The 21,738-nt window shown below is 39.6% G+C and carries 17 protein-coding genes and 1 pseudogene; 7 read left to right on the top strand and 11 right to left on the bottom strand.

Translation table 11 applies throughout. The features are described 5' to 3' along the window. Positions 1-131 precede the first annotated feature (131 nt). From IQ264_RS23845 to IQ264_RS33745, 5 genes are all read right to left on the bottom strand, one after another. Positions 132-1,988 (bottom strand): response regulator, encoded by a 1,857-nt coding sequence (locus IQ264_RS23845; protein WP_193983561.1) that lies wholly within the window; start codon positions 1,986-1,988, stop codon positions 132-134. Between the two features lie 131 nt (positions 1,989-2,119). After that, on the bottom strand, positions 2,120-2,308 hold the full coding sequence (locus IQ264_RS23840; protein ID WP_193983559.1) for a hypothetical protein: 189 nt from the start codon (positions 2,306-2,308) through the stop codon (positions 2,120-2,122). A 465-nt stretch (positions 2,309-2,773) separates the two neighbouring features. Further along, positions 2,774-3,157 (bottom strand): response regulator, encoded by a 384-nt coding sequence (locus tag IQ264_RS23835; RefSeq protein WP_322744797.1) that lies wholly within the window; start codon positions 3,155-3,157, stop codon positions 2,774-2,776. After that, the gene (locus IQ264_RS23830; RefSeq protein WP_193983557.1) at positions 3,144-8,408 is read right to left on the bottom strand and encodes a PAS domain S-box protein; all 5,265 of its coding nucleotides are present in this window, start codon (positions 8,406-8,408) and stop codon (positions 3,144-3,146) included. The genes IQ264_RS23835 and IQ264_RS23830 overlap by 14 nt, the downstream gene beginning before the upstream one ends. Before the next feature lie 87 nt (positions 8,409-8,495). Further along, the gene (locus tag IQ264_RS33745) at positions 8,496-10,913 is read right to left on the bottom strand and encodes a response regulator (protein ID WP_193983555.1); all 2,418 of its coding nucleotides are present in this window, start codon (positions 10,911-10,913) and stop codon (positions 8,496-8,498) included. Positions 10,914-11,455: 542 nt separating this feature from the next. Here IQ264_RS33745 and IQ264_RS23820 point away from each other — a divergent pair. Next, a complete protein-coding gene (locus IQ264_RS23820; RefSeq protein WP_193983553.1) occupies positions 11,456-11,641 on the top strand; it encodes a hypothetical protein in 186 nt (61 codons plus the stop codon). Here IQ264_RS23820 and IQ264_RS23815 read toward each other — a convergent pair. Beyond that, positions 11,638-11,907 (bottom strand): hypothetical protein, encoded by a 270-nt coding sequence (locus IQ264_RS23815; RefSeq protein WP_193983551.1) that lies wholly within the window; start codon positions 11,905-11,907, stop codon positions 11,638-11,640. The genes IQ264_RS23820 and IQ264_RS23815 overlap by 4 nt on opposite strands. 327 nt (positions 11,908-12,234) lie before the next feature. Here IQ264_RS23815 and aroF point away from each other — a divergent pair, with 327 nt between their 5' ends. Then, positions 12,235-13,089 carry a 3-deoxy-7-phosphoheptulonate synthase gene (gene aroF / locus IQ264_RS23810; RefSeq protein ID WP_193983549.1) on the top strand — a complete coding sequence of 285 codons (855 nt, stop codon included), beginning with the start codon at positions 12,235-12,237 and terminating at the stop codon, positions 13,087-13,089. A 264-nt stretch (positions 13,090-13,353) separates the two neighbouring features. Here the strand turns inward: aroF and IQ264_RS23805 are convergent, their stop codons facing one another. From IQ264_RS23805 to IQ264_RS23790, 4 genes are all read right to left on the bottom strand, one after another. After that, positions 13,354-14,037 (bottom strand): Uma2 family endonuclease, encoded by a 684-nt coding sequence (locus IQ264_RS23805; protein ID WP_193983547.1) that lies wholly within the window; start codon positions 14,035-14,037, stop codon positions 13,354-13,356. A 106-nt stretch (positions 14,038-14,143) separates the two neighbouring features. Further along, positions 14,144-14,725, bottom strand: a complete 582-nt coding sequence (locus IQ264_RS23800; RefSeq protein ID WP_193983545.1) for an NADPH-dependent FMN reductase — start codon at positions 14,723-14,725, stop codon at positions 14,144-14,146. Positions 14,726-14,800: 75 nt separating this feature from the next. Next, entirely contained in the window at positions 14,801-15,217 is a 417-nt protein-coding gene (locus tag IQ264_RS23795; protein ID WP_193983543.1) for a hypothetical protein, read from the bottom strand. A gap of 132 nt (positions 15,218-15,349) precedes the next feature. Continuing rightward, on the bottom strand, positions 15,350-16,048 hold the full coding sequence (locus IQ264_RS23790; RefSeq protein WP_193983541.1) for a pirin family protein: 699 nt from the start codon (positions 16,046-16,048) through the stop codon (positions 15,350-15,352). Positions 16,049-16,157: 109 nt separating this feature from the next. Here IQ264_RS23790 and IQ264_RS23785 point away from each other — a divergent pair, with 109 nt between their 5' ends. The 4 genes and pseudogenes from IQ264_RS23785 to IQ264_RS23770 all read left to right on the top strand — a co-directional run bounded on the left by IQ264_RS23785 (position 16,158) and on the right by IQ264_RS23770 (position 18,005). Continuing rightward, positions 16,158-16,487, top strand: a complete 330-nt coding sequence (locus IQ264_RS23785; RefSeq protein ID WP_193983539.1) for a winged helix-turn-helix transcriptional regulator — start codon at positions 16,158-16,160, stop codon at positions 16,485-16,487. 69 nt (positions 16,488-16,556) lie between these two features. Then, positions 16,557-16,637 (top strand): annotated as a pseudogene (locus IQ264_RS23780) (catalase); the annotation flags it as partial. A 53-nt stretch (positions 16,638-16,690) separates the two neighbouring features. Next, positions 16,691-17,008, top strand: coding sequence for a hypothetical protein (locus IQ264_RS23775; protein WP_193983537.1), 318 nt, complete (start codon positions 16,691-16,693; stop codon positions 17,006-17,008). Between the two features lie 40 nt (positions 17,009-17,048). After that, on the top strand, positions 17,049-18,005 hold the full coding sequence (locus tag IQ264_RS23770; protein WP_193983535.1) for a DUF1152 domain-containing protein: 957 nt from the start codon (positions 17,049-17,051) through the stop codon (positions 18,003-18,005). Positions 18,006-18,024: 19 nt separating this feature from the next. Here IQ264_RS23770 and IQ264_RS23765 read toward each other — a convergent pair whose 3' ends face one another. After that, entirely contained in the window at positions 18,025-18,837 is an 813-nt protein-coding gene (locus tag IQ264_RS23765; protein WP_193983533.1) for a hypothetical protein, read from the bottom strand. Between the two features lie 276 nt (positions 18,838-19,113). On the opposite strand from IQ264_RS23765, the gene IQ264_RS23760 reads away from it, so the two are divergent. After that, a complete protein-coding gene (locus IQ264_RS23760) occupies positions 19,114-21,591 on the top strand; it encodes an ATP-dependent Clp protease ATP-binding subunit (protein WP_193983531.1) in 2,478 nt (825 codons plus the stop codon). The last annotated feature ends 147 nt before the right edge of the window (positions 21,592-21,738 follow it).

Genomic DNA, 21,738 nt, shown 5'->3' with positions numbered 1-21,738 from the left:
CAAGGAGACAAGGGGACAAGGGGAAAGATGATTTTTCCGTTGTTTGCATTATCTCTCCTTCACAAATCAATTTCTCCGTTGAAAATGAATTAGCCCTGCCCATCCCCTCACCTCCCCATCTCCTTTGCTCCTCACCCGCGATTCAGACGATACAAAATTTGCGTTGCTAGTTCGGTTCCTGGTATAGATTTATTGATATAAGCATCGGCTCCAGCGGCGTATGCTTTGGCGATCGCAGCTGCTTCTGTGTGCGCTGACAAAAATAGCACTTTCAGATATTGCCATTCAGGGTCTGCACGCACAACTTTACAAAGTTCAATCCCATCAAATTCGGGCATTTCTAAATCGAGAATTAGCACGTCGGGATTACAGCTAGTCAGCACTTGCCAAAACTCTTGAGGATGAGCAGAGGTTGTTACTTTCATGCCATAAGATGACAATAAAATTGATAGCAACTTCAGGAATCCTGGGTCATCATCTACAATTAAAACGCAATTACTTCCTACTTCTTCAGGCTTTTGTTTTAATACATCGGTGATAGTTTTGAGGATTTCATAAGCTGGCAAAGGTTTGTGAAGAAATACGTTTGCTCCCAATCTAGCAGCGGCTACGCGATCGCACAACTCTTCCCTGGCGGTAAAAATAATTACCGGAATTTTTGGCGATCGCCCCTGTATTTCTTGCATCAAGGTCAATCCATCTTCTGCCCCCGGAAAGCTGAGATCGAGCAAAATTAAACTGGGTGGACTTTGATCGATCATCTGACGGGCAACTTTGAGGTCTGTCGCAATTTCTACTTGAAGATGCCAAGCGAGAGCTTCTATTCGTAGGCGATCGGCTAATTCCAGGTCATCATCTACAATCAAAATTCGCGAAAATGAAGCAACAGCGCGTTTAGGTTGTGGGATTAATTGAGTTTTGGGAGGTGAAATTGTTTGTGCCTGTTCAACTGTCTGCTGCAACAAACCAACTAATTTAAATGCCTCTTTAATTTGAATCATTTCTAAAGGATTTTCTTTCAGAAAAAGCTCAATTTGTTTCGCTTGTTGCGCTGCTTCCATTAACCCAAACATTCCCAGGGAACCAACTAATTTATGTGCTAAACTGACCGCTTCTTGCTGTTGTTCCCGTAAAAATTCACCCGTCTTGAGGACATTTATTAATTCTGTTAATATTTTTACTTGTTCGACATATTTAGTTTTAAACTGATTCCATACTTTTAATGTTACCGCTTGTGCTTTTTGCTGATTCTCAGCTTTATTAGTTTCAGATTCAGATGAAACTGTATCTTGAATTTTAGGGGAAACAGGGATGGTCACTTGGGGAGAGCGTAGCCGATATCCTAATCCATAAACAGTTTCTATGGGATCGCTTGCGCCAGCTGCTTTGAGTTTTTGTCGGAGACATTTAACATGAGTATTAACTGTTTCCTCTCCTGGTGCGTCGGCAAAATTCCACAGGCAATCAAGGATAGCACGGCGGCTATAAATACGTTTAGGATTAAGCAGAAAAAGTTCTAACAAACAATATTCTTTTGCTGTGAGGTGTAAGAGTTTTCCATCGCAAGTTACTTCACCACTCCCTGAATTTAGCTGTATATTTTCATAAGATGCGATCGTTGGTAATGACTTTACTTTGCGAAGAACTGCCCGGACTCTGGCAAGTAATATCTTTAAATTAAATGGTTTAATTATATAGTCATCGGCTCCGGCATTTAACCCCGAAATTTGAGCTTCCGTACTATCTTTCCCTGTTAATAATAAGATGGGATTCTCATATCCTTTACTACGCAGTGTTTTACAAAGAGTAATTCCATCCAATTTTGGCAAGTCAATATCTAGCAAAATCAAATCATATTCTTGAGCTTGTGCCAATTGCAGCCCTAGTTCTCCATCAGTAGCACGTTCTACAATCCAATGCTGATTTATCAGTGTTTCAGCTAGGATGTCTGCTGTTGGGCGATCGTCTTCTATTAGTAGTAGTTTCATAGTAGCTGCATTAGCGAAAAATTTAGTTAATATACTTTGTTGTTATTTCTTTGGTTTTACCTGAAGCTTCAAGGGCAAGCGTGTCAAAAAACAAATTTTCTCAAATCAGCACAAAAACAGGAACATAAGTTTTATAACTTAGTTAATGCAAGTTGTGGCTCTTGAATCGTTAAAGTAGCTGATAAGTTAACTAATAGTGATGTACTGCGGAGTTGTTCAAAATTAGGCATTTCCTGCCAGCAGTTGCGACAAAACCAATATACTTGGTTACTACGGATATGTCGGAGCATAGTGTGAGAACAACAAGGACAATCTGACATAATAACCTCGAATTAGCTAAACTTTTTAACTATTCTGCTGCGATGATTTAACTTTATGGTCGAAAAATGAAGAACTAATGAAGTCATCAAAGTTTACATAACTATTGCCAGAAGGGAAAAAGGGGACAAGAGAAAGAGTTTGCGGGTTGATCTAGAGTGAGAGCTTACACCAAGAGGCAGAGCCTCTATTTTTCTTGGATAACAAAGAAAATTTAAGTGATGCGGAGATGGGAAAAAAGAGATTTTGATGATTTTTCCTTTGTTTTTCCCCCTCTCAGCATTTTTTCATAAAATTCTGTGTTTGTACCTATCTATTTTTACTTACATTACGTACTTATACTGTCTATAATTTCACTTATTTTACTGTAGCATTATTTTTTATTCTTCTGCTATGATGGCAGACTTTTCTACTAAACCCGCCCCAACAACTCAAAATTCAAAACTTTTTCCTTTTGCCTTTTTGTGCTAGTCTTGCCAGCGTAATAGCGATCGCATTTGCTCCACTAAATCTGTTGCTTTGAAAGGTTTAGTAATGACACCTGCTACTGGTAATTTAGCAAATTGTTTTTGCTCGCTTGTTTGTGCTTTAGCTGTTAAAAAAATTACTGGGATGTTTTCAATAGTAGGATTTTGTTTGATTTTCTCAAGTGTGGTAATTCCATCCATTCCTGGCATCATAACATCTAGTAAAATTGCGTCTGGTTGTTCAGTTTGGGCAATTTCTATACCTTCCATTCCCGAAGCAGCAATTAGCACATCCCAACCTGCAACTGCTTCTAAGGAAATTTGCACAATTTTGCGAATTCCCAAATCATCATCAATAATCAAAACTCGTTTAGTTGCCACCACAATTTTCCTCCCCTATTGGCAACGTTAAATAAAATGTACTACCTTCACCTAAAACACTTTCTACCCAAATTTTTCCACCATGTTGTTGGACAATGCTGCGACAAATGGCTAAACCTAAGCCTGTTCCACCTTTTTCACGGGAATCTGAGGCATCAATTTGATGAAATCGCTCAAATATAGTTTCTAGTTTATCAGCAGGAATGCCTCTACCTTGGTCTTTAATGCTGAATTGAAGTTCGGGAGAAGATAAGGTATCTTGAGAATTTTGGATTATTTCTATTTTCAGCGAAACTGTACTATTGTTGGCAGAGAATTTAATGGCATTACTTAATAAGTTAATCAACACTTGCAGCAGACGATCGCCATCAGCATAAATTGGGCAACTTTCAATTGTCGTACTTAACTTGATGCCGCTCTGATTTGCCATTTCTTGCATTTGGTCGATCGCACTTTTAACTATTTGCGCCGGATTGCAGCAGCTTTTCTCTAGGCGAATTTTACCAGATTCTAGTCGCTCTAAGTCGAGAATATCATTGACTAACCGCACCAAATGCTCGACTCCTTCAGCAGCAATTTGAATGACGCTTTTTCCTGTTTCCGAAGCTGGATCGACTATGTTTTCTGAGAGTAAACTAAGGGCAGCTTGCATAGAAGTTAAAGGGGTGCGGAGTTCGTGACTGACTATTGAGACAAATTCACCTTTCATCCGTTCCAGTTTATAGCGTTCGGTAATATCTTCTCCAATACTGATTGAGCCGATCGCATTACCTTGTACATCATGCAATATAGTGTTGTTCCAAGCAATCATTCGCTCCTCACCTGCTAGGGTCAAAATTGGATTGAGAAAATAACTATAACTATCTGCACCTTCAATAATTTCTTGAAAGACTCTGCGAATTTCTGGTTTTCTGGTGTTTGGCACAAACTTGTCAATCCAGGATTTTCGCAAAACTTCTGCTTCGGTATATCCAGTGAGTTTCAGGAAGAAGGGATTTGCGTATTCTACTAACCCTTGTTTATCCAAGCCAATGACAATTAGTTGTATATTATCTAGGAGCGATCGCCAACGACGATTTTTTTCTTTTAAGTCTGCTTCTGTGTGTTTGCGAACGGTAATATCTTGAATCTGACTGGTAAAGTACAAAGACTCTCCTTGAGCATTCCGCAACAGCGATACACTGAGCAAACCCCACACAGTATAACCGAGTTTGTGCAGATAGCGTTTTTCCATTTGATAAGTTCTTGACTCACCCCTGAGACATTGCTGCATAAAGTCAATATCAAGATTCAAATCATCTGGATGGGTAATAGCCTGAAAGTTAGTCGCTAATAACTCGGCTTCAGAATAGCCGATAAATTCACAAAAAGCAGCATTAACTCGCAAAAATCTGCCATCGATAGCTACAAGTGCCATTCCTGTAGCCGCATCTTCAAAAGCACTGCGCCATCTGGCTTCACTGTCGCGCAAAGCTTGTTCTGCCTGGATCTGCTCTGTGATATCTTGAGCAGTACCGTAAATACGAATTATTTCTCCGGCGCTGTTGTATCCCACTCTTCCAATGCCATTGATGTAGCGAATTGAATTATCTGGCAATAAAATTCGTAAGGTTAATTTGTAAGATTCACCTGTGGTAATCGACTGTTGCGCTGCTTGATGCAATTTTTCTCGATCTTCGGGGTGATAAAGCTGTAAATTTTCCTCATAGTTTGGTTCTCCTAATGCTGGATTGCGGTTGAGAATGTGAAATAGTTCTTGTGTCCAGGTAATTTTTCCTGTGATTAAATCATAATCCCAGTTACCAATATGGGCAACTTGTTGTGCTTCTATGAGTCGATCCTGATTTTTCCGCAGGGCTGCTTCTGTGTTTTTGCGATCGCTGATATCATTGGAAATTACAATGGCTGCGGCAATTTCACCTTCTTGCCAAATCGGAGCAATGCGCGTTTCATACCATGCTAAATTTCCTTGAGTATCTTTGTAGCCTAAAACTTCAAATGTAGTTGCTTCACCCGATTGGAACACTCTCTCAACTGCGGCTTTTTGAACTGACTGATATTCCGGGAGAACATAATCATAAAAACTCTGTCCAATAATACTTTTTATAGAAAATTCGGGTAAGACTCGATTAAGAAATAGGATTTTGCCTTCTCGATCGATCATGACTACAAAACTAGGGGCATTTTCTACTAACGTGCGCCATCTAGCTTCGCTTGCTCGTAAGGCGGTTTCTATGCGTTGGCGGTCTCTGATTTCTTGTAGCAAGTCTGCATTAATTTGCGAGATTTGTGCTGTTCTTTGTGCTACTCTTTGTTCTAATTCAGAAGTGAGTTTAAAGAGTTCCAATTCGATTTTTTTGCGCTCGGTAATATCCAGGGTTACGCCAATCATGCGATAGGGTGTACCATCATTTTGATAAAATGCTTTTCCTCTTGCCATTAACCAATGAATACTGCCATCTGACCAAGTACAGCGGTATTCTGCTTCATAGCGAGTATGTTGTTCTAAAGCTTGACGCATATATGCTTGCTGCATTGCGCGATCGTGCGGGTGAATTAATTCTTCAATTAATTGGCGATAAGTAATTTCATCTTCTGGAGAAAGTCCGAGATTTGCTTTATATTGATCGGATGTAATGAATTCACCTGTGAGCAAATTTAATTCCCAAGAACCTGCTTTTGCTGCTTCTAATGATAATTGCAAACGTTGTTCACTTTCTTGTAATTGGAATTCGGCTTGTTGGCGTTGGCGTTGCGTGGCTTGCTGTTCGGTAATATCTAAAGCCGTACTAATTACTAATCTTCTCCCATCGGGAAGTTCTCCTAACAAAGCTGAAGAGAAATTCCAAATTCGAGTTTCTGAAGTTTTAGCAGTAACAGTATATTCACCTTGGGAGACTCGTTTTTTTTGCTCGTAAAGTTGTTGAATCTCTTTCTGGAATTGGTTACGCTGTTTTCGATAAGCTTTATTTATCCAAGTATTTACTGTGGGAATTTCCGCTTTGGTATAGCCAGTAATTTCTGTCCAAACTTGATTAATTAACAAGACTTCCCCATCTTCAGCATGAAGCATAATTGGCATGGGAGCGTTTAAAATTGCATTGCGAAAGTGGGCTTCACTTTCTTGCAGTGCAACTTCTGCTTCTCGACGTTCTTTGAGTTCTGTTTGTAGTTGAGTGACTAGTGCTGCTTGCTGAATACCAATGCCAACTTGTGTTGCTAATTGAGATAAAAAATCAATTTCTGTGGCTTTCCAATGTCTAGGGGCTGTACAATTATGAGCTATTATTAAACCCCAAAGATTTTCCCCTGCCAAAATGGGAACTACTAAATTTGCCCGAACTTGAAAGCTAGATAAAAATTCGACATGACATGGATTGACATTAGTAGTGGTGTAAATATCATCGATCGCACGAATTCGCCCCTGTTGATAAAGTTTTATCCAATGTTCTCGGAAACAATCATCTTTAATTTCCCATCCCAACATAGAAAAGGCAGGATCGACAACTGACTCCACAACGACAATGCCACTAAAATCAGGTTTAAAGCGATAAATAATCACGCGATCGCATCCTAAAATGCGTCGCACTTCATTAACTGTAGCGGCAAGAATCTGATTTAAATCTAAGAATTGGCGAATATGCAGGGCTGTTATAGAAACGAGTTGTTCCTGTTCTTGTTGCTTGGGTTGTTCTTGGCTTAATTGGGTTTTTTCTAAAACAACTTTAATAGTTTTGTGTAATTTTTTAGAAGTAATATTACTTTTATTTAAATAATCTTGTGCGCCACTTTTCAACAAATCTACAATAATTTTGGTGCGGTTACTGGAGGTAATTACAATTACAGGAAGCGAATTTGTTTTAACCAATTTCCCCAATTGAATCAGAAACTCTTGTGCAGTCAAATCTGGTAACAGCTCGTCAACCAAAAGTAAATCTGGCATCATCTGTTGACACTGTTCTAATGCTGCTTGTGGGCTGGCAAATTCTAAAATTTTGTAGTTATATTCTTCATCTTGACTGAGATAATTTTGATAAAGGATGCGATCGCTTTGTTGAGGTACAAGTAGCAAAATAGTACAAGATAGCTTGGCATTGAGAACGTTGGGTAAATTTAGCGATCGATTAATCTGTTGTGTAAAGCCTGCTAAAAGACGTTCTTGCTCCATTTGTTCTGCTAATTGTACCCCTGTTTCCTTAATTTGGCGTTGCAATTCCTGATTACAGTTTTGTAAGAGCAAAATATTTTCGTTCTGAAGGCGATCGACTTCCTGACGCAATATTTGAATCACAGAATATGCCTCAGCTGGATTCATTGCTTGTAAAATATTGCGCTGAGTTAAAATCCCCACTAAATTACCTTTTTCATCACAGACTACTAACCGCCGAATTCGATGGTGATTCATCAATTGATATGCTTGTAATAGGGAATCTTCAGGGGAAATTGGCAACAGTGGTGTACTCATCACCATTGCGGCTTGAGTTTGATAAAAGTCCAATTCTAAAGTATGAAATCGGACAACATCCCGTTCGGTGATAATGCCAAGAGGTAGAACTATTTCGGCTTTATCTGTTTGAGCAATTACCACACAACTAATTTTTTCCTGCGCCATTAATCGCACTACTTGAAATAGGCTGCTATTGGGAGGCGCATAAGTTACCTGTCGTACCAAGACTTCTTTTACTTGGCGCAAGCGCAACAAATCGCTTGGTTGAAGTGCCTCACGCAGACTTTTCATAGTAATTAATCCGAACATCTGCCCAGATTCATCTAATACTGGAAGATGCCGAATTTGTTGCTCTTGCATTAAGTTAAATACGCTGACAGCATCTTGTATTTCCGTTATAGAAATGGCAATTAATTGCCGAGTCATGACTTCAGCAATGGTTAATTTATCCAGGTAAATTCGCTCAGAAATCAGCTTTACCAAATCCCGTTCCGTAAAAATTCCCACTAGTAATTCTTGGTCAATAACTAGCACACTGCTAAAGTGTGATTGCTCCATTTTTTGAATGACAATTGGAATTGTTGTATCGGGAGTAACAATGAGTGGATGACGGTTAATTGCCTGATAAACAGCTCCTAATTCGGGAGATAAAGCTATTGGACAAACTTCAGGCATATCATCTATTCCAGATATATTTGATCGGCAAATTGGTGTAGTCGTTTTCTCTTGCTTGAGGGCGGCGACTTCTGCTCTTAATTGCTCCAATTCAGCAATTAATTGATTTTTGGTTTTCTGGCGATCGCTCATCTCCTAATTTTCCATACAACCGATTTTAGATTTTGCATTTTCGCATTTATTGATTGGTCTTTTAAAAATTTAATATCATAAATTGCTTCAATTTTCAGTAGCTAATACTCGATTCCTCCCTTGATGTTTGGCTCGATAAAGTGTTTGATCTGCGGCTCGGTAAAGTGTTTGTAAGTCTTCTCCATCTTCTATAAATTGAGAAATTCCAGCACTAAATGTTACTTGAAATTCACTGCCATTTGTGTCTATAAATTTAATGCTTTTAAAAGAATTTAACATTTTATTCAATCGTTTTACTCCTATTTCTTTAGAAATTCCGTACATTCCCACCACAAACTCTTCTCCTCCCCAGCGCCCTACTACATCTTCCATCCGAAATGATTGATTGAGTAATTGACCAAAACAGTTGAGAACGCGATCGCCCATTTCATGTCCGTACCGATCGTTGACTAACTTAAATTGATCTAAGTCTAAGACGGCTAAACAAAAAGGTTGTTGCTGACGAACAGCTAAACGCAATAATCGGGTAATATCCTGCATAGACTTGCTGCGATTACTCACTCCTGTTAGTAAGTCTAATTCAGTCTGGCGGCGAATTTTTCCCTGTTCTAATCTTTTTTTGACCCGAATTAGCAATTCTGCGGGTACAAACGGTTTATACAAAAAGTCATCCGCTCCCGCTTCAAAGCCATGTAATACTGTTTCCGAATCAGTATGTCCTGATAAAAACAGAATTGGCAAATTGTGCCATAGGGGATCATTACGAATAATTTGACAAAGGTCAAAACCATTTAATTCTGAAGTAGCAGCAACTCCATTACTTATAGAACGTGATTGCAATTGTACATCAAGAATTAATAAATCGGGAACAGTTTGTTCTAAAACTTCCCAAAATTGTTGGGCATTGTCCAATAGAATTAAATTATAATCTTCATTTTCTATAACCTTTTTGAGCAATTTGAGAATTTGCGGATCGTCATCAACAATTAATATTTTGGATTGAGTTTGATGAGACTGTTGCAAAGTTTGGCTGATTGCTGCTAGTACTTGAGAAGGAGCGATCGGTTTTTGTAAAAAGCCTTTACTTCCTAATCTGGCAGCTTGGACGCGATCGCTCAATTGATCTCTAGCGGTAAACACCAAAACCAAAATTTCTGGATATTTATTATGCAATTCTTCCAGAAATTCTAGCCCATTTTCTCCAATTTCTGCAAAGCTTAAATCCAACAATACCACATCTGGTTGCTGCTTTAAAATTAACTTCTTAGCTTGCTGTAAATTAGTTGCTACTTCCGCCTGAATCCCCCAAGTGATCGCTTCATTTGCTATATGTTCCGCTAATATTAAATCATCATCAACTATCAGCAAATTAGCAGAATCAGAGGTAAGATAAGTAGCTTTATTTTTCGTAACTTCCAGAGTATTTTCTATCTGGTATTCCCCAGACATTGACAGGCGTAATTTTTTAATTAATTCTTTTAATTGTTTAGCTTCAGAGTAATCCAAAGACGGCTGCTTGAGAATTTGCTGGATTTGACGCGAAATTTGAGAAGCTTCTTCCAAGCCAAAACTACCTAAAGAGCCAATTAAAGTATGTGCTTCTCGTTCAGCTTGCTGCTGTAGTTCACGGGTCAACTTACCTGCTTTGAGTGCTGTTACTGCTCGATCGATAATCGTAACGCGATCGTCATAAGATTGACGACACTCTTGCCAAATTTCCCAAAGTTCTGAAGAAGGAATTGTTACGGGAGTAGCAGCAGCGGCAGGAGTAGCTAAAGATAAAGAATTCTTCTGTTGACCATTTTCTTGATTTGGTCGCCGTAATCGATACCCCAGCTTATAAATTGTTTCAATCATATCTGGAACTCCGGCTTGTCTTAACTTATGCCGCAGTCCTTTAATTTGTGCCCTGACAGCATTTTCTGTTGGCGTTTCATGCTGTGCCCAAAGTTGTTCAATCAATCTACTTTGACTAAATATTTGGTCAGGATAACGCAAAAATAATTCTAACAATTGATATTCTTTTAAAGTAAGAGAAATCGGGTTTCCCGCGAATGTCACCTCACAGTTTTTCGGATACAGCTGCAAATCACCCCAACTTAATATAGACGATCGCTGCACCTGACCCCTGCGCCCCAATGCCCGAATTCGTGCTAACAATTCGTCTAAATTAATTGGTTTTACCAAATAATCATCTGCCCCCGCATCTAAACCCATAACTTTATTAGTTACAGTATCTACTGCCGTCATTAACAACACGGGAGTTTCTTGATTAGGAAGATGAATCGCATAATGTCCTCCCGATCGTAACTGTTGGCAAAAACTGATACCATCAAGTTTAGGCAACATTACATCCAGCAAAATCAAGTCATACTGAAAGACCTCAGCTAATTCCCATCCCTGTTGCCCATCAAGAGCCATATCAACTTGATATTGCTGCCAGTTCAAAGTTGTTTGTAGCAAGTTCGCCAAACTTCGATCGTCTTCTACTAAAAGAATCTTCACAAATTTATCCACTCCAATTTGTCTGTTTGAATAAATAGTTAAAATTTACGGCTATAATTCAGTGTTTACGCAGGTGTAGAAGCAAATTATGGGAATGCAGTTTAACAACTATCGCTAAGAAAAGCTAACAGAAATATTTGTTCCCTGTCCCCTGTTTCTTTCCCTTTCCAAAATGTCTCGGATTGTCAATTCGATCGCCGAAATGCACCAAGCCGCCAGCTTACGGAATAAAATTTGTTAAGAGTCTGAAATGATTCAAACCTAACAAAAAGATGTAATAAATTTATGTGGTTTTTGTGAAGATTAACAATTATTGTCAAAAAACCCCAAAACCATGCTATTTAGTGGTTTTGCGTTTTTTCGCTTTCCGAGTAGGTAAAATTACAGGTATTTAAATTTTGTATAGCAATGTTACGAATTCACATATATTTCACTAATTTTTTAGACCCTAAAACCGTTATCAAATTTTTTTATTGCCAGATTATCCCCGGAACTTAATTGCGACTCATTAGTTGCTTCAATCACTAAGGTGACAAACTACTATGAATAACTGCCCTTGCTGCTCCCATCAAATGCTCCGCCACATCCGACACCATCAAATTTATTGGTTCTGTCGCCATTGCTGGCAAGAAATGCCCTTACTAGAACGAAAAATTCCGAGTTTAATTCCCACTCTGGGCAAAGATAAGTTGATTGCTTCTTTAAAACCTTCTTTAATCAGTGCTTAAATTTCTGCAAATTTAAGGATGCTTCTGCCAAAACTGAGAATTATGGCACCAAGAGGCAGCAGCCCCGGTTTTTCGTTCTCAGGTTGAACCTGGGAACGAGTATTGGGAGGTATAACCTCCCCTGCTACGAGATCTGAGTTAGAGCGATCGCAACTCTTCCCAAAAATCAAGTGATTCTCAGCCAAAATAAATAAATCCCGAATTTGCTCTTGACACGGACAACTATCTCTGCTTTCATAAAGTAAGCAGTTATAGTTTTTTCCCATCCTTATATCTCAAACCAAACAAAATGTTAACCAGATCTTATTACTTTTATTATTGGTATCCAGCGGTTCACCGGGAGTGATCCAAGAGACGCTTGGAACCATCTGGTGAACCGCAGACCACAAAATCTGCGGTTTTTTGTTTATTTCAGGACAGTTTAACGACAATGACTACATCACTTTTCAGTTGGTTTTACGGATTTTATTTTTGGCCCAGAAACAGTTCCGGGTAAATAAGTCCTGTCGCCAACCTGACAACCACCCCCGGAACTTGAAAAAAGGTTCGGGGGTTTTTTATTAACCACACTTTTTCACCAAGGAGAAACACCAATGTTCAACGCAACACTCGCTTCCCAAACAGAATCCCACCAACAAACCATTGTCAAACTCACAGATGACGTGCGAATAGGTGGCAAAGACCTAGTAATTATCGGTGGGCCATGTGCAGTCGAAAGCTTAGCTCAAATGGAACAAGTCGCCAGTCATTTAGTTAACTCAGTTCAAGCATTACGCGGTGGAGTTTACAAACCTCGCACTTCCCCCTACTCCTTCCAAGGTTTAGGTGAAGAAGGACTAAAAATATTCACACAAATTCGAGAGCGTTATAATTTACCAGTCGTCACCGAAGTAATGTCAATTAGTCAAATAGAAACCGTCGCCGCTTATGCCGATATGCTGCAAATTGGCAGCCGCAATATGCAAAACTTCGACTTATTAAAAGCATTAGGACAAGCTGGTAAACCAATCTTACTCAAACGAGGATTAGCCGCAACTATTGAAGAGTTTATCAATGCAGCCGAATACATTTTAAGTCACGGAAATCCCGACGTAGTACTTTGCGAAAGAGGTATTCGCAGCTTCGACAACTATACTCGAAACGTCTTAGATTTAGGTGCAGTAGCCGCACTCAAACAATTAACACACTTGCCCGTAATTGTAGACCCATCGCACGCCGTTGGAAAGCGGGAATTAGTCGCACCTTTAGCGAAAGCTGCCATAGCCTGTGGTGCAGACGGATTAATCATAGAATGTCATCCACAACCAGAAAAATCCGTTTCCGATGCCCGTCAAGCCCTTTCACTAGAAGACATGGTACAACTAGTTAAAAGTATAAGACCTGTAGCTGAAGCGATCGGCAAACGAATCCCCACCTTAAAAAATCAACCACAACTTTTAGCAGCATAGAAATAGGATGGTAACAATCCATCCTATTTTTATTTTGTAGACTCAGAAACCCGGCTTCTTCAAGAAACCGGGTTTCTATAATTTCTGTATTTAAAAAAGCCAAATCTTTGATACCAACCAAAAACCCCATCTGCGTTCATCCGCGTTCATCTGCATTCATCTGCCTTCATCTGCCTTAAAAAAAACTAAATCTTTGACACCAACCAAAAAACCCCATCTGTGTTCATCCGTGTTTATCTGTGGATATCTGTGATTAAAAAAAGCCTATTCTGTTTTCAAACTAGAAATTTGTTGAGCAAACCAAGCTGCCGCACTACCATTCGTTCCCTCTTTCAACCGCCCCAAAGTTTGCTCCAACAAAGAAATAGGCAACCCTGCCAAAGCCAAAGACGAATCACATTCCTGATACTTACCATTTGCATCCAACTGAAAAGCAAAAACCCTTAAACCTTGAACATCAATCACCCAATATTCAGGTATTCCCATATCAGCATAAAGCTTTTTCTTTTCATCCAAATCAGTTGCCAAAGTTGTATCAGAAACCTCGCCAATTAAATTCGGTACTCGCCACCGATTCAAATCAATTCGACGCGGTTCGCCTTCTTGCCAACGGGGATAATCATCACCCAAATAAAGCACTAAATCTGGCGCACCTGATTGTTTTGGCGCTTTTTCTAATAAGCAACCTCCCAACGAACTAAATATCTGTTCTGGTTTTTGAATAAACCAGAGAATGAATAACATAGAAAACAGTTCGTTGATAGTAGCGTGATTAATTCCTTCCCAACCCATATCAATTACCAAAAGACGGTTTAGATGAAAAAACAAGCGCATTCTGTTATTAGTTTTATCGTCCCGATAAACTACATAGTCTTCCCAAGTAGCGGGTTTCCAATGATGCAGAATTTTTGCAGTTATTTCGCTGACTGTGGTAATTGATGCAGTCATAGTACTAATACTGAGATGATTTTAGTAAATTATAGCTTATTTTATATATCAGTTCGTTGTAAACGCTTCAGCGTTTTAGCACTGAAGTGCTTACAACGAACCTGGATTATGCTTTTAATTTTGCGAGTACATTCGCTACATTTGCGCCGAGTTTTTCCACTGATTCTTGTTGTTTTGGATCTTTCAAACTGCCATCAGGATTGAAGGCTTCGTAAGCTTTAGGAACAGCGACTTGATCGGGAAGTACAATTACTTTGATGTTACCTAAGATCGATCGCACAGTCACCAACCCCCGCAAACCGCCCAAAGCGCCAGGAGAAGCACTCATAATCGCCGCCACCTTATCAACAAAAGCCGCTAAAGGAGGCTCATTTTCCCCAGGACGAGAAGCCCAATCGATCGCATTTTTCAAAACTGGAGTAATGGAACTATTATATTCAGGACAAGCAATTAAAAGACCATCATGAGCTATCATTAACTCCTTAAACTTTCGTGCATTTTCTGGTGTTCCCTGCTCTTGCTCTAAATCTTCATCAAACAGCGGCATCGGAAATTCACGCAAATCGATATAAGTCACCTCCGCACCCACTGCACGCGCTCCATTAGCAGCGACTTGGACAAGTTTTTTGTTATAAGAATCCTTGCGAGTGCTACCTGCAAATGCCAAAACTTTGGGCGTATAAGCCATAAATGCTGTTTCCTTATGATGAGTTTGTGACCGAACAAATTATAATTGTTCTGAGCAATTATTAATATAATCAAATCATGGCTTTTGGCGAGAATTTTGCATGATTTGTTGCAATTGTTGTACCAACTGAGGATTCTTCTTTAATAGCTGAATTAGTTGCTGATTTTGACTTCCCACCTGTCGCACAAATTGCGGATTACTTTGAATTTGGTTGATCAACTGTGGGTTTGATTCTACTAATTGTTGCACCAACATTTTGACTAATTCTGGATTTTCGAGTATTAACTGTTGGGCTTGTTGAGATAAGCCGGGATTTTGTTGAATCAGTTGTTGTACTTCTTGTAAATTAACGCTGGGAACAGATAAATCAGTACCATTACTGTCTACAGTTTGAGCTTTAACCACAGTATTACCAAAATTCCCTAATGTGGGAAATACCCAAATAGTTCCCGCCAAAACACTAGTTAATCCTAACTTAGTAAGTTGCATCATTTTCGTTAATCCAGCAAAAATTAGTAAACTGTTTGCAGATTTTGTAGGGGAGAAGCATTCGGGTCAAAATTTACAGCCTAAAACCTAAATTTCTTGCCCGAATGCTTCTCCCTTATTGCATCCAGTCTAATCTTAAGCTAGATCAAATAACAACAATTCGGCAGAATTTGTTGCCTCAATAGTCACACGGTTTTGCTCAGTGATAGCGGCACCATCGCCAGCTTTTAAAGCCAAGTCATTGAGCATAATTTGTCCTTTAATTACTTGTACCCAAGCATGGCGTTCTGTTTCCAGAGTGTGAACTACCTGTTCCCCTGGCTCAAGTAAACTAGCGTACAGATCAACATTTTGGTGAATCGTAACTGAACCGTTGCGACCATCGCCAGAAGCAACTAAGCGTAGTTGACCACGCTTTTCTTCGTCAGCAAACATTTTTTGTTCATAACCTGGTTTTATACCCTTTTCATTAGGTAAAATCCAGATTTGTAAAAAATGCACGGGGTCAGTTTGAGAATGATTATATTCACTGTGAGCAATTCCAGTCCCCGCGCTCATTCTTTGCACTTCACCCGGACGAATTACCGAACTAGTACCCAGTGTATCTTTGTGTTCTAACGCACCTTCAACCACATAAGAAATAATTTCCATATCCTTGTGAGGATGAGTTCCAAAACCCATTCCAGGTGCAACTCTGTCTTGATTTATCACTCGTAAATGACGAAATCCCAAAAAATTTGGGTCATAGTAAGAAGCGAAAGAAAATGAGTGATAACTATCAAGCCAGCCGTGATTCGCGTGTCCTCTTTCTTCTGCTGGGCGGATGGTAATCATAGTAAATTCCTGTTAATTACTGCGTTTTATTTCTATATCTACTTTAGAACCTATAAGGCTAAAATGAAAAGTATGCACTTTAAAGTAAGATAGTACCCAAAAAGTTACTATGGAAAGTTTTGATACTTCAGAAAGATTGTCTTGTTCGGTAGAAATCACATTAAAAGTGATAGGTGGACGTTGGAAAGTATTGATTTTACGAGAACTTTTTATTGGTATAAAAAGATTCGGAGAACTACACCGAGCTTTGCATGGAATTACTCAAAAAATGTTAACGCAGCAGTTAAGAGAGTTAGAACAAGATGGGATTATTAATCGTCATGTTTATTTGCAAGTACCGCCGAAAGTTGAGTATTCGCTGACAGAATTGGGGGAAACTTTAAAGCCGATTCTTGATGCTATGCACGAGTGGGGGTTGATGTATTTAGACAAGAGATAGTAATAAAGCTGGTTCTTTGTGTAATTTTAGCGAAACAGTTGGACAGTCAAAGTGCAAATCATGACTGAAGAACAAGCGGCATTCAGTCCTAGCGTATTTGTACCGGGGATTGGCCCAAGTCCTGATAAAGTATTGCAAGCAAAAGTATTTTTTGTGAAACAATATATTAATAACTTAAGTTGTTAGTTACTGGAAAAATGGGAATGAATCGTCTTACTTTAAATGAAAGCAAGAAAAAACTTTTTAATTTGATCAAAATAGTATCTCCTGTTTTTATGGTCGGTGCGATCGGATTAGAATTGTGGAATTTTGAAACCAAACTAACAACCAATCAATTCCCCAGCAGTTTAGTGCTAATTCTTTGGTTGGGGCATATAGCGATCGCAAGTCATTTAATCGAGGCAGTCGTCGCGGCTATTTATGCACCAGCCAAAAAACAAAAGCCGATTCAATATGCCACGTATACTTTTTTCGTCGGCACCGTTGGCTTATTGGAATTGTTTGACTCTGACCAAAAATAAAGGGATACAAGCCTTTTTCAACTTAGTAGAGGGATCAAAAATGGGAATTGTATTGCCACTGGAACTCCCGCCAAAATCACGAATTTTGATTGCTGGTGCAGGGGGAGGATTTGATGTAATTTGTGGACTGCCAATAGCGATCGAATTAGAAGCAGCAGGTCATCATATAGAATATGCTAACTATTCATTTACAAACCTAACAAATGTAATTAATGGTCATTGGCACAATGAACGTTTACTAGAAATTACATCTGAATCTTATCTAAAAGTTGGTGATTATTTCCCAGAAAAATTACTCGCTCTTTGGTACAAAGAAAAGCGTAAAAGTGAGCGTTCTATTTATTGCTTTGCTCATGGGGGAGTGCAACCAACTTTAGCAAGTTATCGTTATCTGGTAGAGCGGTTAAACATTGATACTGTAATCTGTGTAGATGGTGGCGTAGATGGTTTGTTTCGTGGTGATGAATGTGACTTAGGTACGCCATCAATGGATTCGATTTCCGTCGTGTCTGCTGCTTTGTGTAATGTCGATCGCAAATTTTACTGCATTACCGCGTTCGGTATCGAAGGTGCAGAAGGTAATGTATCTCATGGTTTAGCATTGCGGAGAATATCAGAACTTGTCAGGGAAGGTGGCTTTTTTGGTGTTGGTTCAGTAATTAAAGAAACACCTGTTGGTCAAGAGTTTCTAGGGGCAGTAAATTACATTTACAACTATTTACCTTCGCATCGTCAAAGTGTAATTGTCAGTAGTATTGTTGCAGCTATTCAAGGCACTTTTGGGCGTACTGTCGTGCATCCTAAAACAGAAAATTATCCTCCTTGGCTTTCTCCCCTAACACAATTAATTTGGTACTTCGATGCTGTAAAAGTGGCGCAATTAAAGCTGTTTTATCAGGATATATTAGAATCAGTTGAAGTCGGGGAAGTTGCAGAGGCGATCGAGAAAGTGCGTAGTCGATACGGAGTGAAGGAGTTTGAGAAAATTCCGATTTAAAGGAGCCAGAAGAATAAATTCAAGCGTCATCAAGCTGCGATATCTTGAGAGTTGCCACTAGCGATTGGTAATCATTCCAGTTTCTAGAGATACCTTTGCTACTAGTAAAGTGAAGTGCCATAACGGGGGCATTACGATAAAGCAAGATACCATTTTTATATGTAAGATCTGAAATATGTAATTTCGAGCTAGGGCCAGAACCATCTGGACGCAATACGAGGCAACAATGGGGTTCAACGATTTGAAAAAGATCGGGAATTCTGCCAACCCAGTCATTCCAAATGGTTATATCGCCCTTATGAGTCCGTTCACTTGTTAATTCTTGAACGAAAGCATCAAAAATATTTTCGTGGACTTTTCGGGAAATTCCTATACTACCAGTTTGCACATAAGCTTGCTCGAGCAAATGAGGAAGTTGTAAAACCATCTTTAGCTTTGATGGACTATCAAATGAAAGCCATTCTTTCCAAGTGAATGATTCCCCTACAAGAACCACGCGCTCTTCAGGATAATTTAAAAATGTATTAATAAACCCACGATCGATAATAACAATATCTGTATCAATCAAAACATAACGATTCATTACTGGCACCATTTTAGGTAAGAAAATTTTATTAGCCGACAATTTAACTTTTTTCGGCAGATGTAAAGTGTCGGTTACACGATCGCCAAAATATTTATGTAAACTATCCAGATGTTCTATCTGGAGATTTTCCAATGGAACAACCCAAGCGTATTGTTCTAATCCATAAGTTCGTAGCTGTTCATACATAAATAGCGCTTGAGAGAGAAACTTCTCATTTGTCGCGAAAACAATGGCAAAATCATTCATAAATCTCAAGTGGGCTGTCAATCACTTATACTCTGTAAGAAATACATCTACAGAATCGATTTCTCAGAATTTACATTATTATCGCACGATGTAGAATTGACATTCTTCTAATACAGGACTTTGCCTTCTACCTTGCGGCAAGTACGCTGATAACATACGGTTCTCACTACTGCAATTCCTCAACCTAGAGAGTTAACCTTTAATCAGTACACAAAAGTTCACACAGGATGAAGATTCATCCTATCTTATTGAACGCTCGGCGAGGTAATGCCCACTATGTTTGAGTACTTTACAGACAAAGCAGTTAAAGCGGTAATGCTAGCTCAGGAAGAAGCACGTCGCCTGGGACACAACCTCGTGGGAACCGAGCAAATTCTCCTGGGGTTGATTGGAGAAGGAACGGGAGTACCTGCTAGAGTCCTGAAAGACAATGGCGTAACTCTGGAAAAAGCACGTAAAGAAGTAGAAAATATTCTTGGTCAAGGTACTCGTTTCGTCCCCAGAGAAATTCCCTTCACCCCCAAGGTTAAACGGGTTTTTGAGCAAGCTTTTCAAGAAGCTCGTCAGTTTGGACATAATTACATTGGCCCCGAACACTTACTGCTGGCAATAATTCAGGAAGAAACTGGAGTTGCAGTTAAAGTGTTGGAAAATTTGGGTGTTGACACTGCCACTCTTCGCACGCAGATAATTAAGCAGCTGGGAGAAGTAGCTACGGTTGCTCCTGGTGGTAGACAGCAAGGATTTTCTCGTGGTAGAACCAAGACAGCAACTTTAGATGAATTTGCCAGCAACTTAACGAAGTTAGCCGCAGAAGGTAAGTTAGATCCAGTTGTAGGTCGGCAAAAGGAAATTGAACGGGCTGTACAGATTTTAGGTCGCCGGACTAAGAATAATCCAGTCTTGATTGGTGAACCGGGAGTTGGTAAAACTGCGATCGCAGAAGGTTTAGCACAACGCATCGCTAACGAAGATGTCCCGGAAATGCTGCAAGACAAGCAGGTTTATAGTCTCAATATGGGTTCGTTAATTGCGGGGACTCGTTTTCGCGGTGACTTTGAAGAACGTATCAAAGCAATTTTAAATGAAGTTCGTCAAGCCGGAAATATCATTTTGGTAATTGACGAAGTTCATACTTTAGTTGGTGCAGGTGGTGTAGAAGGCGGTATGGATGCTGCTAACTTACTAAAACCTGCATTGGCAAGAGGTGAATTGCAATGTATGGGAATGACGACTTTGGATGAATACCGCAAGCATATTGAAAGAGATGCTGCTTTAGAACGTCGTTTCCAACCAATTATGGTCGGTGAACCTTCTGTAGAAGAAACGATCGAGATTTTATATGGTTTGCGTTCTGCTTATGAACAACACCATAAGGTAAAAATCTCGGATGATGCTTTGGTTTCTGCTGCCAATTTATCAGACCGTTATATTTCCGATCGCTTCCTTCCCGATAAAGCAATTGACTTGATTGATGAAGCTGGTTCTCGCGTTAGATTGAGAAATAGCCAAACTTCTGGAACTAAGGAATTGAAGCAAGAATTGCGTCAAGTTACCAAAGAGAAAGAAGAAGCTGTCAAACTGCAAGATTTTGAGAAAGCTGGCGAGTTGCGCGATCGTGAATTAGAGTTAGAAGCTCAAATTAAAGCGATTTCTGACCAGAAAAATCAGCCAATTCATCCTGAAGCAATGTCAATTGTAGAAGAGGATGATATTGCACAAATTGTTGCTGCTTGGACTGGTGTTCCAGTTAGCAAACTGACAGAAACTGAATCGGAATTGCTGTTGCATTTAGAAGATACATTGCATCAGCGTTTGATCGGTCAAGATGAAGCAGTGACAGCAGTTGCGAAATCCATCCGTCGCGCTAGAGTTGGGTTGAAGAATGCTAATCGCCCGATCGCTAGTTTCATTTTCTCAGGCCCTACCGGAGTTGGCAAGACCGAATTAGCCAAAGCATTAGCTGCTTATTTATTCGGTTCTGAAGAAGCGATGATTCGCGTCGATATGTCCGAATACATGGAAGCTCACACTGTTTCTAAATTAATTGGTTCGCCTCCAGGTTTTGTCGGTTACGATGAAGGCGGTCAATTAACAGAAGCAGTACGTCGCAGACCTTACTCGGTAGTGTTGTTTGACGAAATCGAAAAAGCTCACCCCGATGTCTTCAATACCTTGTTACAACTGTTAGATGACGGTCGTTTAACTGATGCCAAAGGTCGCACGGTAGACTTCAAGAATACTCTGTTAATTATGACCTCAAACATCGGTTCTAAGGTGATTGAAAAAGGTGGCGGTGGATTAGGTTTTGAGTTTGCCGAAAATCTAGGTGAAGCGAATTATAATCGAGTTCGCAACTTGGTAAACGAGCAACTCAAGCAATATTTCCGTCCTGAGTTTCTCAACCGAATTGATGAAATTATCGTCTTCCGTCAGTTAACTAAGGATGAAATTAAGCAAGTTGCTGGCATTATGTTGCGCGAGATTTCTTCTCGATTAACTGAACAGGGAATTACCTTGAGTGTGACTGAGAGATTTAGCGATCGCTTAGTCCAAGAAGGTTACAATCCTGCTTACGGTGCTAGAGAATTACGTCGGGTAATTATGCGGCTTTTAGAAGATAGTTTAGCGGAAGCAATGCTATCCGGTCGCGTGCAAGAAGGTGATACTGCTGTTATTGATATTGGTGAAGGTGGCGAGGTAGTTGTCACCGCAGAGAAACAGCATGATTTAGTTCTGCAACCTGTTGGTTAAGGTTTTTGCACTGTTAGTTGTGCCACTTGAAGGATAAAGTGGCACTTTGTGCCATTTTATCCTTCAAGTAATTGAGTGCCATTTTATGCTTTCAGTTGGCGACACTTGTAACGCTGGGAAATAGCACGACATAAATCAGGGAAATAT

This window comes from [Phormidium] sp. LEGE 05292, assembly GCF_015207735.1.
GTDB lineage: Bacteria > Cyanobacteriota > Cyanobacteriia > Cyanobacteriales > Aerosakkonemataceae > Floridanema.
This window is presented reverse-complemented; position numbering and strand designations above follow the sequence as displayed.

Excerpts from the sequence above, each read along its gene's own strand:
- IQ264_RS23840 (WP_193983559.1), bottom strand. The coding sequence starts at position 2,308 with ATGTCAGATTGTCCTTGTTGTTCTCACACTATGCTCCGACATATCCGT.
- IQ264_RS23795 (WP_193983543.1), bottom strand. The coding sequence starts at position 15,217 with ATGATGCAACTTACTAAGTTAGGATTAACTAGTGTTTTGGCGGGAACT.
- IQ264_RS23760 (WP_193983531.1), top strand. The coding sequence starts at position 19,114 with ATGTTTGAGTACTTTACAGACAAAGCAGTTAAAGCGGTAATGCTAGCT.
- aroF (WP_193983549.1), top strand. The coding sequence starts at position 12,235 with ATGTTCAACGCAACACTCGCTTCCCAAACAGAATCCCACCAACAAACC.
- IQ264_RS23805 (WP_193983547.1), bottom strand. The coding sequence starts at position 14,037 with ATGACTGCATCAATTACCACAGTCAGCGAAATAACTGCAAAAATTCTG.
- IQ264_RS23790 (WP_193983541.1), bottom strand. The coding sequence starts at position 16,048 with ATGATTACCATCCGCCCAGCAGAAGAAAGAGGACACGCGAATCACGGC.
- IQ264_RS23800 (WP_193983545.1), bottom strand. The coding sequence starts at position 14,725 with ATGGCTTATACGCCCAAAGTTTTGGCATTTGCAGGTAGCACTCGCAAG.
- IQ264_RS23815 (WP_193983551.1), bottom strand. The coding sequence starts at position 11,907 with ATGGGAAAAAACTATAACTGCTTACTTTATGAAAGCAGAGATAGTTGT.
- IQ264_RS23785 (WP_193983539.1), top strand. The coding sequence starts at position 16,158 with ATGGAAAGTTTTGATACTTCAGAAAGATTGTCTTGTTCGGTAGAAATC.
- IQ264_RS23820 (WP_193983553.1), top strand. The coding sequence starts at position 11,456 with ATGAATAACTGCCCTTGCTGCTCCCATCAAATGCTCCGCCACATCCGA.
- IQ264_RS23830 (WP_193983557.1), bottom strand. The coding sequence starts at position 8,408 with ATGAGCGATCGCCAGAAAACCAAAAATCAATTAATTGCTGAATTGGAG.
- IQ264_RS23775 (WP_193983537.1), top strand. The coding sequence starts at position 16,691 with ATGAATCGTCTTACTTTAAATGAAAGCAAGAAAAAACTTTTTAATTTG.
- IQ264_RS23770 (WP_193983535.1), top strand. The coding sequence starts at position 17,049 with ATGGGAATTGTATTGCCACTGGAACTCCCGCCAAAATCACGAATTTTG.
- IQ264_RS23765 (WP_193983533.1), bottom strand. The coding sequence starts at position 18,837 with ATGAATGATTTTGCCATTGTTTTCGCGACAAATGAGAAGTTTCTCTCT.
- IQ264_RS23845 (WP_193983561.1), bottom strand. The coding sequence starts at position 1,988 with ATGAAACTACTACTAATAGAAGACGATCGCCCAACAGCAGACATCCTA.